Annotated in this window: 13 protein-coding genes; 8 read left to right on the plus strand and 5 right to left on the minus strand. The window is 74.5% G+C overall.

Translation table 11 applies throughout. The features are described from left to right. From ACTWPW_RS61110 to ACTWPW_RS61120, 3 genes are all read left to right on the plus strand, one after another. A partial coding sequence (locus tag ACTWPW_RS61110) for an alpha/beta hydrolase family esterase (RefSeq protein WP_443174563.1) occupies nucleotides 1-555 on the plus strand: 555 nt, incomplete at its 5' end. A 34-nt stretch (nucleotides 556-589) separates the two neighbouring features. Then, nucleotides 590-2,140 (plus strand): hypothetical protein, encoded by a 1,551-nt coding sequence (locus ACTWPW_RS61115; protein ID WP_375112321.1) that lies wholly within the window; start codon nucleotides 590-592, stop codon nucleotides 2,138-2,140. Between the two features lie 18 nt (nucleotides 2,141-2,158). Continuing rightward, the gene (locus tag ACTWPW_RS61120; RefSeq protein ID WP_375112322.1) at nucleotides 2,159-3,490 is read left to right on the plus strand and encodes a serine hydrolase domain-containing protein; all 1,332 of its coding nucleotides are present in this window, start codon (nucleotides 2,159-2,161) and stop codon (nucleotides 3,488-3,490) included. A 12-nt stretch (nucleotides 3,491-3,502) separates the two neighbouring features. Here ACTWPW_RS61120 and ACTWPW_RS61125 read toward each other — a convergent pair whose 3' ends face one another. Both ACTWPW_RS61125 and ACTWPW_RS61130 read right to left on the minus strand, forming a co-directional pair. Beyond that, on the minus strand, nucleotides 3,503-3,787 hold the full coding sequence (locus ACTWPW_RS61125) for a hypothetical protein (protein WP_443174564.1): 285 nt from the start codon (nucleotides 3,785-3,787) through the stop codon (nucleotides 3,503-3,505). 42 nt (nucleotides 3,788-3,829) lie between these two features. Then, nucleotides 3,830-4,747, minus strand: a complete 918-nt coding sequence (locus tag ACTWPW_RS61130) for a LysR family transcriptional regulator (RefSeq protein ID WP_443174565.1) — start codon at nucleotides 4,745-4,747, stop codon at nucleotides 3,830-3,832. Nucleotides 4,748-4,817: 70 nt separating this feature from the next. Between ACTWPW_RS61130 and ACTWPW_RS61135 the strand changes: the two genes are divergently transcribed. Both ACTWPW_RS61135 and ACTWPW_RS61140 read left to right on the plus strand, forming a co-directional pair. Beyond that, on the plus strand, nucleotides 4,818-5,522 hold the full coding sequence (locus tag ACTWPW_RS61135) for a CTP synthase C-terminal region-related (seleno)protein (RefSeq protein WP_443174566.1): 705 nt from the start codon (nucleotides 4,818-4,820) through the stop codon (nucleotides 5,520-5,522). Between the two features lie 175 nt (nucleotides 5,523-5,697). Continuing rightward, the gene (locus ACTWPW_RS61140) at nucleotides 5,698-6,204 is read left to right on the plus strand and encodes a hypothetical protein (protein WP_443174567.1); all 507 of its coding nucleotides are present in this window, start codon (nucleotides 5,698-5,700) and stop codon (nucleotides 6,202-6,204) included. Nucleotides 6,205-6,238: 34 nt separating this feature from the next. Here ACTWPW_RS61140 and ACTWPW_RS61145 read toward each other — a convergent pair whose 3' ends face one another. After that, nucleotides 6,239-6,742: an FBP domain-containing protein gene (locus ACTWPW_RS61145; RefSeq protein WP_443174568.1), complete on the minus strand. Its 504-nt coding sequence runs from the start codon at nucleotides 6,740-6,742 to the stop codon at nucleotides 6,239-6,241. A 64-nt stretch (nucleotides 6,743-6,806) separates the two neighbouring features. Between ACTWPW_RS61145 and ACTWPW_RS61150 the strand changes: the two genes are divergently transcribed. Both ACTWPW_RS61150 and ACTWPW_RS61155 read left to right on the plus strand, forming a co-directional pair. After that, nucleotides 6,807-7,382 carry a TetR/AcrR family transcriptional regulator gene (locus ACTWPW_RS61150; RefSeq protein WP_443174569.1) on the plus strand — a complete coding sequence of 192 codons (576 nt, stop codon included), beginning with the start codon at nucleotides 6,807-6,809 and terminating at the stop codon, nucleotides 7,380-7,382. Continuing rightward, entirely contained in the window at nucleotides 7,379-8,536 is a 1,158-nt protein-coding gene (locus ACTWPW_RS61155) for a GDSL-type esterase/lipase family protein (protein WP_443174570.1), read from the plus strand. Before ACTWPW_RS61150 ends, ACTWPW_RS61155 begins: the two co-directional genes overlap by 4 nt. Nucleotides 8,537-8,608: 72 nt before the next feature. Here ACTWPW_RS61155 and ACTWPW_RS61160 read toward each other — a convergent pair whose 3' ends face one another. Together ACTWPW_RS61160 and ACTWPW_RS61165 are read right to left on the minus strand one after the other, a co-directional pair. Next, entirely contained in the window at nucleotides 8,609-9,037 is a 429-nt protein-coding gene (locus ACTWPW_RS61160) for an SRPBCC family protein (protein ID WP_375112330.1), read from the minus strand. A 131-nt stretch (nucleotides 9,038-9,168) separates the two neighbouring features. Beyond that, the gene (locus ACTWPW_RS61165; RefSeq protein WP_443174571.1) at nucleotides 9,169-9,771 is read right to left on the minus strand and encodes a TetR/AcrR family transcriptional regulator; all 603 of its coding nucleotides are present in this window, start codon (nucleotides 9,769-9,771) and stop codon (nucleotides 9,169-9,171) included. Nucleotides 9,772-9,973: 202 nt separating this feature from the next. On the opposite strand from ACTWPW_RS61165, the gene ACTWPW_RS61170 reads away from it, so the two are divergent. Beyond that, nucleotides 9,974-10,202, plus strand: a 229-nt coding sequence (locus ACTWPW_RS61170; RefSeq protein ID WP_443174572.1) for a TCP-1/cpn60 chaperonin family protein, incomplete at its 3' end; no start/stop codon positions are given.

The following is a 10,202-nucleotide window of genomic DNA, read 5'->3' on the forward strand; positions in this document are numbered from 1 at the left end:
CTGCTGGACCACCTCGAGCGCAACCTGTGCGTCGACGCCGGGCGCGAGTTCGCCGCCGGCATGTCCTACGGGGCCGCCATGGCGGCCGCGCTGATCTGCGCGATGGACGGGCGCCTGGCCGCCGTGGCGGCCGTGGCCGGGCTGAACATCGTGCGCCCCTGCCAGGGCGCCGAGCCCACCACGATCGTGGCCTTCCACGGCACCGCCGACCGCATCGTCCCCTACCAGGGCGGCCACCCGCTGCGCGACGCCACCGGCGACCTGCGCAAGCTCGCCGACCTGGTCGTGCTGGACCCGGTGGAGCGGGCCGCGACCGGCTGGGCGGCCCTGCTCGGCTGCTCCGGCCGCACCACCACCCCCCTCGGCACGCGGGTACGGGTACGTGACTGGAAATCCTGCCCCGGCGGTACGACACTGCGCCTGTACACGATCGACGGGGGCGGCCACACCTGGCCCGGCCCCATCGAGGTGCCCTGGCTCGGGAGCACCGCCCGCGACCTGGACGCCACCGCCCTGATCCTCGACACCTTCGACCGCGCCCCCTCCCGCCAGTAACGCCCTGCCATCCGCCGACCGGGGAGTACGAGCCATGACCGATGAGGTACGCGTCACCATCGAAGCCGAGCCCCGTACCGGGCTGAGCCGGCAGCGGCTGCGCCAGGCGGTGGCCGGCCACCCCGAGGCGCTGGCGGCGCTGGAGGTCGCCGACCCCGAGCGGCTCACCGTCGCCTTCGCGCCCGGCCTGGGCCACGACCCCGGCGAGAACGCGCCGTTCCAGGCCACCGTGTTCGACCCGGTCGGCAACCGCGCCGTCGAGCTGCGGGGCACCCTCGACCGGCCCGAGCGGGCCGAGCTGCGGCCCAGCGCCTTCCGCCCCCAGCCCAGCCGGGAGGAGCTCGTCGCCGCCGCCGCGATCCTGCGGGCCGACCCCCGCTTCCCCGCCGGCGACGACATCGTCGTCTACCGCCCCATGCCGCCCCTGGCCGACGCCGAGAACCCCGACGGCACCACCGTGCGCCGCCCCACCCTCGGCGTCTACACCCCGGGCGAGCCCACCGGCCTGCGCCACCGCATCGTCGCCGTCGACCTGGTCGCCCGCTCGGTCGACTGGACGCCGGAGGGCATCAACGTGCGCATGCACCACGACTGCGAGGACAGCGTCCCGCAGGGCATCGACGCCCTGGCCGACCGCGGCGGGCCCGACCAGGTACGCGTGCGCGTCCACCGCGGCGCCACCGAGCTGTGGAACCTGCTGGTCGTGCGGCCGCGCGCCTCGGCCCCGCAGTCCCCCGGCATGGGCGGCGGCGTCGAGCTGCGCCAGGTCCGCTACCGCGGCCGGCTTCTGCTGCGCCAGGCGCACCTGCCCATCCTCAACGTCGAGTACGAGCAGGGCACCACCTTCCGCGACGACGTCGCCTTCGAGACCCGCTTCAGCGCCACCGGCCGCGACCCGGTCGGCTGGGGGTGGCGGCTGTGCCCCGACCCGCCCCGTACCATCCTGGAACGCCCCTCCACCGACGCCGGCAACTTCCAGGGCGTCGCCTTCCACCACGACGGCGAGGAGTTACGCATCGTCAGCGAGCTGGAGGCCGGCTGGTACCGCTACTCCAGCGACTGGCGCCTGGCCGACAACGGCGACATCTCCCCCAGGTTCGGCTTCGCCGCCACCCGCAACCCGATGACCTGCCTCGTGCACCGCCACCACGCCTACTGGCGGCTCGACTTCGACGTCGCCGGCGCCGCCAACGACGTCGTCGAGCAGATCGACGACACCGGCTCCCTCATCCCCGAACCCGTGCCGATCATCCGCGAGACCTCCCGACGGCGCCGCCCCGGCCGCTACTGGCAGGTACGCGACAAGTCCTCCGGCCACGGCTACCAGATCCACCCCGGCCCCTTCGACGGCACCGCCGACGCCTACGGCGTGTCCGACCTGTGGTTCCTGCGCCACCACCCGCGCGAGCTCGACGACGGCAACCCCGGCCCGCGCGACCGCGCCGCCATCAACCGCTTCCTCAACGGCGAGAACGTCAACGGCGCCAACCTCGTCGTCTGGTACGCCGGCCACTACTACCACGACCAGGCCCACCTCCAGCCCCACCAGGGAGAGCTCATCGGGCCGCGGCTGGTGCTGATCTAACGGCTACCCTTGTCGCTCATGACTCAGGTGGGACATCCGACGGCCCGTGCCCTGCTGCACCGGCTGGCCGTCGAACAAACCGAATGCAGGGTGCCGTCACTGACGGCGGCGATCGTCCGCGACGGGCGGCTGGCATGGTTCGGCGGCCGGGGCCGCGTCGGTGACGCCGCCCCGACCGCCGCCACCCAATACCGCATCGGGTCGATCACCAAGAGCATGGTGGCCGTGGTGGTCATGCGGCTGCGCGACGAGGGCGCCCTGGAGCTGACCGACCCGCTGGAGCGGCACCTGCCGGACACGCGGCTGGGCCACCTGACCATCGCCCAGCTGCTGTCGCACACCTCCGGGCTGACCGCCGAACCGCCCACCGCCTGGTGGGAGCGCACCCCCGGCATCCCCGCCGCAGACCTGCTGGCCCGGGTCGGCCCGGCCGAGCTCAAGCACCGGCCCGGCCGGCGCTTCCACTACTCCAACGTCGGCTTCGCCGTGCTCGGCGAGCTCGTCGCCCGCCTGCGCGGCACCACCTGGCTCAAGGCGCTGCGCACCGAGGTGCTCGACCCGCTCGGCCTGCACGACACCACGCCCCGCCCCCGAGCCCCGCACGCCACCGGCTACGCCGTGCACCCCTGGGCCGACGTGCTGCTGGCCGAGCCCGAACACGACGCCGACGCCATGGGCCCGGCCGGGCAGCTGTGGTCCACCCCGCACGACCTGGCCCGCTGGGCGGCGTTCCTGGGCGGCGAGACCGGCGGCGTGCTGTGCCCCGGCACCCTCGCCGAGATGCGCGAGCCCGCCGGGGTGGACGACGGCGACGCCTGGACCGGCGGGTTCGGGCTGGGGCTGCAGCTGGCCAGGACCGGCGGGCGCCGCCTGGCCGGGCACTCCGGGTCCATGCCCGGGTTCCTGGCCACCGTGTGGGCCGAGCCGGCCGAGGGGCTGGGGGTGCTGTTCATGGCCAACACCACCTCCGGGATGAGCGGCACGCTGCTGACCGACCTGCTGGACATCCTGGAGAAGTACGAGCCGCGCCTGCCCGACGAGTGGCGGCCGGTGCCCGCCGACCCCGCCCTGCTGGCCTCGACCGGGCTGTGGCACTGGGGGCCCAAGCCGTACACGCTGCGGCTGCTGCCCGAGCGCGGGCTGTCGCTGGAGCCGGTCGGCGGGGCCGGGCGGGCCTCGCGGTTCGTGCCGCAGGACGACGGGACGTGGCTGGGGCTGGACGGCTACTACGCCGGCGAGACGCTGCGGGTGGCGGCCGACCACCTCGACCTCAACACCTTCATCTTCACCCGCGAGCCGTACGACCCGGCCGCGCCGGTGCCGGGAGGGGTCGAGGACTGGCACGCCTGACCCCCCGGACGCTCAGGCGGTGCGGGAGGCGACCGTGACCGTGCGGTGGTCGAAGCCGTGGGAGGCGGCGACGACCCGTCCGCCCGGGTGGCCGGCGCTCATGGTGGCCACCGCGCGCAGCATGCGTCCGGTGGCGTACGCGCCGCCGACCGGTCCGCCCATCGGCGCCAGGGCCTCGGCCTGCCGCCTGCCCTGCTCCGGCAGGGGGCGCAGGTCGTGGTCGCCCGCCCATCCCGCGCGCGGCACGGAGGCGCAGTGCGGCACCGGCTCCAGGACGAAGCCGCCGGGGATCATCACGGGGTGATGGTCCGGCCCGCGGCGTCCGGCCGCAAGCGGGGCTCAGCCGGACAGGGCCTCGGCCAGGTCGGCGGCGGCGCCGACGGGCAGGGCGCCGTGCAGCAGCTCCACCCGGTGCACCAGCCGGGGCGAGGCCAGCGGCACACCGCACGCCCGCCCCCGCACCCGGGAGGGCTCCGGTGCCTCGGCGCGGACGGCCGAGGCGGAGGCGGGGACGGCGGAGGCGGGCAGCAGGATCAGGCCATGGCCGGCCGCCGCCAGGTTGACCACGGTGTGCACGTCGTCGCCCGCGTACTCCATCCCCACCGGGAACCCCTCGCCCACGAGGTCGCGCAGCCGCGCCAGCGGGCACAGCGGCGTCTGCAGCCAGCGCGCGTCCACCAGGTCGGCCAGCCGCAGCGCCGCCCGGCCGGCCAGCGGATGGTCGCCGGGCAGGACCACCACCAGCTCCTCCTCCGTCACCCCGGTGGCGGTCATCGGCCCGGCGTCGGGCAGGCGCAGCGGGTCGCTGGGCGCCACCACGCCGTCGGCCAGCCCCAGGTCGGCCCGCCCGTCGGCGACCATCGCCGTAACCTGCTCGCGCCCGCAGGTGTGCAGGCGTACCTCCAGGCGCGGCTGGCGCGCCCGCGCCCGCGCCAGCCGCGCGGCCAGGACCGGGTTGAGCGCGAGCGGGGTGGCGGCCAGGCGCAGCCGGTGGCGGGGCCCGGCGGCGGCGCGCAGCACGTCGGCGCGGGCGGCCCGCAGGCGCAGCAGCAGCGGCCCGGCGTGTTCCAGCAGGCGCCGCCCGGCCGGGGTGGGCTCGACCGGGCGGCGGCGCAGCAGCGGCAGGCCCAGGTCGGCCTCCAGCGCGGCGATCTGCTGGGAGATCGCCGACTGCGTGTAGCCGAGCTCGGAGGCGGCGGCGGAGAACGAGCCGTGGCGGGCGACGGTCACGAACGTGGTCAGCAGATGCGGGTCCATCAGTGTTGCTTATAGCAGATGCAGTATTCATCGTTGGCGCTTAACCCGGGTGGGCGGTCACGATGGTGTCATGAGAATCGCCCTTGTGGGGGACCGCTCCCCCAGCGTTCGTTCCCATGTCCGGATCCCGCTGCTGATGGAGGCGCTGCGCGAGCGGGAGGGCATCGCGCTGGACCCGTACTGGATGCCGACGACCGACGTGACCGGCCTGGACGGCTTCGACGGGATCTGGATGTTGCCCGGCAGCCCGTACCGTGACGAGGCGGGCGCGGTCGAGGCCGCGCGCGTGGCGCGCGAGCGGCGGATCCCGTTCCTCGGCACGTGCGGCGGGTTCCAGCACATGCTGCTGGAGTTCGCGCGGCACGTGTGCGGGCTGGACGTCGCGCACGCCGAGAACGAGCCGGGCGCGCGCGACTTCCTGCTGACGCCGCTGGCGTGCTCGCTGGCCGGGCACGAGGGCCTGGTACGGCTGGAGCCCGGCTCGCTGATCGAGCGGATCGTCGGGACGCCCACCACGATGGAGGCCTACATCTGCTCCTACGGGCTCAACGAGGACTACAAGCAGACGCTGGCCGGGCACGGGATGGTGTTCTCCGGCCACGCCGACGACGGCGCGGTACGGGTGGCCGAGCTGCCCGGGCACCCGTTCTTCCTGGCCACGATGTTCCAGCCGGAGCTGGCCGGGGACGGGCGGCGCCCGCACCCGGTGATCACCGCGTTCGCGACGGCCGTCACCCGCCACCACGCCGCCCGCGACCTGGCACGCACGCCGTAACGGGCGGCGGGGCACCACACGGGGGTCGGCCGGGCGGTTCGGTGCCGGTGGGCGCGGCAGGGGTGGAGGCCACCACGTGCGGGGTCGGGTGGTCGGCGGGGGCCAGGCGGATTCGGCCAGGAAGCGGCGGCTGGTGCTCTCCCCGTGGGGCAGCGGGTCGTGCACGTAGGGGTCGGTGAACACCAGCCCCAGCAGGTTGCGTTCGGGCGGGGCGATGGTGGCCACGTTCGGGTACAGCGCGGCGTGGGACGGGAAGCCGGCCAGCGCGTCCCGCGGCCGCCGCACCTGCGGGAGGGCCGGATGTCGCGGTCCTGCTCCAGCCACGTGCAAGGTCGCCCCCAACGGCCCGTACCGGATTGGAGGACGTCCACCGCGCCGGCGGCATGCCCGCCGTCCCGGGCGACTGCACCGTGCCGGGCTGCTCCACGACGACGTGCACGCCGTCCACGCCGGCTCCCTCGACGGGTGGCCGGCCACCTGGGACATCCGCGGCCTTTCGCAGGAGGAGGCCGCCGAAGCGATCCTGTCCGGACGCGTCACGCCGGGCACCGTGCTGGTCATCCGCTCCGAGGGGCCACGCGGCGGCCCCGGCATGCACCCTCCTCCCACCGCGCTGCGCGCCTACACCGCCTTGGCCCAGTCCGCTGACAAGGGCGCCGTACGCGAGCTCGCGGACCGCTGACCCCCGCATGGGGACGTCGTGTCCGGACGCCCGGTCAAGGACCGGTCACCCGGTCGATGAACGCGCCCAGGTTGCCCCGGGTGCGGGCGATCCTCTCCGCCACCGTGAGGGTCTCCTCGAAGTCGGCCCCCACGCCCGACGGCTTCCTGCCGCGGGTGTAGAGGGAGCAGGCCAGGTCGGCGCACACGTACTGCCCGACCGTGTTGCCCTGACGCCCGGTCTCGCCGGTGCGGCGCGCGGTCATCAGCGCCACGCCGCCGCTGGTGTGGGTGGTCAGGCACAGCGAGCACATGCTGCGTGCGGTGAAGCCCCGCGACGAGCCCGGGGCGGCCCGCAGCGCGATCCCGACCCGGCTGCCGTCGTCGCGTTCGGCGACCAGGTAGCCGCGGTCGGGGGCGCCGGGATCTCGCCAGCCGAGGAAGTCGAGATCGTCCCAGGGCTGCTCGTCAAGGTCCTTGGGCACGCCCGCGCGCCTGGCCTCCCCCTTGGAGCAGTTGACGAACGAGGTGCGGATGTCGCTTTCCGTCATGGGTCTCATGTCGGGCGAGGCTAGCTTCCCTAATATAATTAGACAAATCCTTAATTTGATTAGGCGAGGTTCCATGGCACGCGCGGGCATCACCAGCGAACGCGTCACCCGGACGGCGGCCGACCTGGCCGACGAGATCGGCTTCGACCAGGTGACCGGCTCGGCGGTCGCGCGCCGGCTCGGCGTCAAGGACCCGAGCCTGTACGCGCACATCCGCAACGCGCGGGAGCTGAAGGTACGGGTCGCGCTGCTGGCCCTGGAGGAGCTGGCTGACCGGGCCGCCGCCGCGCTGGCCGGGCGGTCGGGCAAGGACGCGCTGGTGGCGCTCGCCGACGTCTACCGCGGCTACGCCAAGGAGCACCCGGGCCGCTACGCCGCCTCCCGGTTCGAGCTGGACGCCGAGACCGCGGCCGGCAGCGCGGGGCCCCGGCACGCGGAGATGGCCCGGGCGCTGCTGCGCGGCTACGACCTGCCCGAGCCCGACCAGACCGACGCCGTACGCCTCCTGGGCGCCACCTTCCACGGCTTCGTGAGCCTGGAAATGGCCGGCTCCTTCCGCCACACCCCGCGCTCGGCCGACGACTCCTGGGCCTGGGCCCTGGACACCCTCGACCTCGCCCTCCGCAACCGTTCAAGGAAGCCCGAATGACCGACTGGATCACCACCCCCATCGACGAACGCATCCTGCGCGGCGCGCTGGAGCTGGAACGCACCGGGCGCGGCACGCTGCCGCACCGGCTGCCCGCCTGGGCGCGCAGGCAGTTCCCCGACGACTACCTGGCCAGGGTCGAGTCCCAGCCGTCCGGGGTGCGGCTGGCCTTCCGCACCCGGGCCACCGCCGTCGAGCTGGACGTGCTGCCCACCAAGAACGCCTACCCGGGGTTCCCGCCCCGGCCGGACGGCGTCTACGACCTGGTCGTGGACGGCCGCCTGGCCGGCCGGGCCGGCGTGCCCGGAGGCAACCTCGCCGTCATCGACCTGGCCGGTCAGTCCTCCACCGTCCGGCCGGGGCAGCCCGGCACCGTCGGCTTCTCCGGTCTGGCGGCCGGGGTGAAGGACGTGGAGATCTGGCTCCCGCAGGTCGAGGTCACCGAGCTGATCGAGCTGCGTACCGACGCGCCCGTCGAGGCCGTGCCGGACCGCGGCCGCCGCGTGTGGCTGCATCACGGCAGCTCGATCAGCCACGGCTCCAGCGCCGCCGGCCCGACCGAGACCTGGCCCGCGCTGGCCGCCGCCCGGGGCGGCGTTGAGCTGATCAACCTCGGGTTCAGCGGGAACGCGCTGCTCGACCCGTTCACCGCGCGTACCATCCGCGACACGCCCGCGGACCTGATCAGCCTCAAGATCGGCATCAACCTGGCCAACGCCGACCTGATGCGCTCGCGCGGCTTCACCCCCGCCGTGCACGGCTTCCTCGACACCATCCGCGACGGGCACCCCGGCACGCCGCTGCTGGTGATCTCCCCGATCCTCTGCCCCGTCCAGGAGGACACCCCCGGCCCCGTCGCCCCCGACCCCGACGGCCCCGGCCTGCGGTTCCGGGCGCTCGGCAGCCCGTCGGAGGTCGCCGCCGGCCGGCTGACCCTCAACGTCATCCGGGACGAGCTGGCCCGCATCACCGCGCAGCGGTCGATCGACGACCCCGCACTCCACTACCTCGACGGCCGCTCCCTCTACGGCGAGGCCGACTTCGTCGAGCTGCCCCTGCCCGACCGGGTCCACCCCGACCCGGCCGGCCACCGCCGCATCGGCGAACGCTTCGCCGAGCTGGTCTTCGGCGACGGGGGCCCGTGGAGCCTGTGAGGCGCTCGACGGGGGCCCGTGAAACGCGTGAGGCGCTCGACGGGGGTCCGTGGAAGGCGTGAGGCCGCTCTTCTACGTCGCGGGCAGCAGCGCGGCCAGCCGGCGCAGGCAGTGGCGCAGGAGGGCGACGGCCACCGGACGGGCCAGCGGCCACGCGGCCCGGCCCAGCGCCCCGAACGGCAGCTCCAGCTCCTCGGCCCACACCACCCGGCTGCCGCCCCGCTGCGGGAGCACCCGGATGGCGCCGCGCCCGCGCACGACGCGCCCGGTGTGCGTGATGCGCAGCAACGTCGGCGGCTGCCAGTGGGTGATCGTCATCGTGTCCAGGAAGCCGAACGGCCGCACCCCCGTGTACGCCTCCAGCCCGTCCTCACCCACCCGGCGCGCCGTGGTCATGAGCATCCATTCCTGGTGCCGGGGCCAGTCGGTGATCAGGCCGAACACCTGCTCCGGCGGCGCCGGGACGTGGACGGCGGCGGCCGCGTACACCGGTTTCGCCACGATGATCCCCCCAAAGGTCGCTGGGACCATCCTGGCCCGCCACCGGGCACCGATGCCAGCACGTAGGGACCTTCCGGGGCAGGCCACCGGCTCCCGCACGACCGCCCCCTGATCCCTCCGGCCGCCTGAGCTCACCGATCCCGCGGTGTGGCGGGAAGGACGCAGGACAGGGCGCGGCGCAGGATGGTGGCGAAGGGCTCGGTGTTGCCCTCCTCCAGCCAGTGCCGCCCCGCCACCCGGATGGCCCCCGCGACCGCGGCCGCCATGACGGCGGGGAACAGGTCGCCCCCGGGGACGGGGCCGGTGCGCTCGGCGATCGCGTCGGCGAGCGGGCCCTCCGCCATGCTGAACGCCTTCAGCGCCTCCCCCTCCAGCTCGGGCGTCGACATGATCATGCGCAGGCCGGCCTTGTCGGGCTCGGGGTCGGTGTAGAGCTCGATCACGGCCGCGACGACGGCCTCGGCGAGCGGCTCGTCGTCGGGCCGGGAGCGCAGCGCCTGCCCGGCGCGCCTGGACTGGTCGGCCTGGAAGGCGCAGATCGCCTCCTCCCGGCTGGAGAAGTAGTTGTTGTAGGTGCGGGGCGAGACGCCCGCCGCCGTGGCGATGTCGTGCACGCGGACCAGGGCCAGCCCGCTCGGCCCCTGCTCGATGGCCAGGCGCAGCGCGGCATGGCCGATCGCCTCCCGGGTGGCCTGCCGGTTGCGGGAGCGCAGGTCCATGGCGTCGTCGTTCATGGCTCTACCCTACCCGATGTTGCGCACCGCGCAGTATGTGCGTGCCACGCAATTTGTGGGTAGAGTGCGACGAGACGCCTGGCACTCCCACCCCGAGAGTGCCAACCGCAAGGCGTGTGCCGGGGGCCGGCGAGGCCTGCCCGCAGGCCGTCCGTCGCGGGCGCCGTCCCCGGCACAGCCCCCAACGAGAGCAGGAGCAGCAATGGCTTCGAAGATGATCGCGTTCGACGAGGACGCCCGGCGCGGTCTCGAGCGCGGTATGAACCAGCTCGCCGACGCCGTCAAGGTGACCTTGGGTCCCAAAGGGCGCAACGTCGTGCTGGAGAAGAAGTGGGGCGCTCCCACGATCACCAACGACGGTGTTTCCATCGCCAAGGAGATCGAGCTCGAGGACCCATGGGAGAAGATCGGCGCTGAGCTGGTCAAGGAAG

Origin of the sequence: Nonomuraea sp. KM90 (assembly GCF_052246675.1) — a bacterium.
Taxonomy (GTDB): domain Bacteria; phylum Actinomycetota; class Actinomycetes; order Streptosporangiales; family Streptosporangiaceae; genus Nonomuraea.

What these genes read in the sequence shown, in the direction of transcription:
- ACTWPW_RS61115 (WP_375112321.1), top strand. Translation starts at nt 590, where the DNA reads ATGACCGATGAGGTACGCGTCACCATCGAAGCCGAGCCCCGTACCGGG.
- ACTWPW_RS61120 (WP_375112322.1), top strand. Translation starts at nt 2,159, where the DNA reads ATGACTCAGGTGGGACATCCGACGGCCCGTGCCCTGCTGCACCGGCTG.
- ACTWPW_RS61130 (WP_443174565.1), bottom strand. Translation starts at nt 4,747, where the DNA reads ATGGACCCGCATCTGCTGACCACGTTCGTGACCGTCGCCCGCCACGGC.
- ACTWPW_RS61135 (WP_443174566.1), top strand. Translation starts at nt 4,818, where the DNA reads ATGAGAATCGCCCTTGTGGGGGACCGCTCCCCCAGCGTTCGTTCCCAT.
- ACTWPW_RS61145 (WP_443174568.1), bottom strand. Translation starts at nt 6,742, where the DNA reads ATGAGACCCATGACGGAAAGCGACATCCGCACCTCGTTCGTCAACTGC.
- ACTWPW_RS61150 (WP_443174569.1), top strand. Translation starts at nt 6,807, where the DNA reads ATGGCACGCGCGGGCATCACCAGCGAACGCGTCACCCGGACGGCGGCC.
- ACTWPW_RS61155 (WP_443174570.1), top strand. Translation starts at nt 7,379, where the DNA reads ATGACCGACTGGATCACCACCCCCATCGACGAACGCATCCTGCGCGGC.
- ACTWPW_RS61165 (WP_443174571.1), bottom strand. Translation starts at nt 9,771, where the DNA reads ATGAACGACGACGCCATGGACCTGCGCTCCCGCAACCGGCAGGCCACC.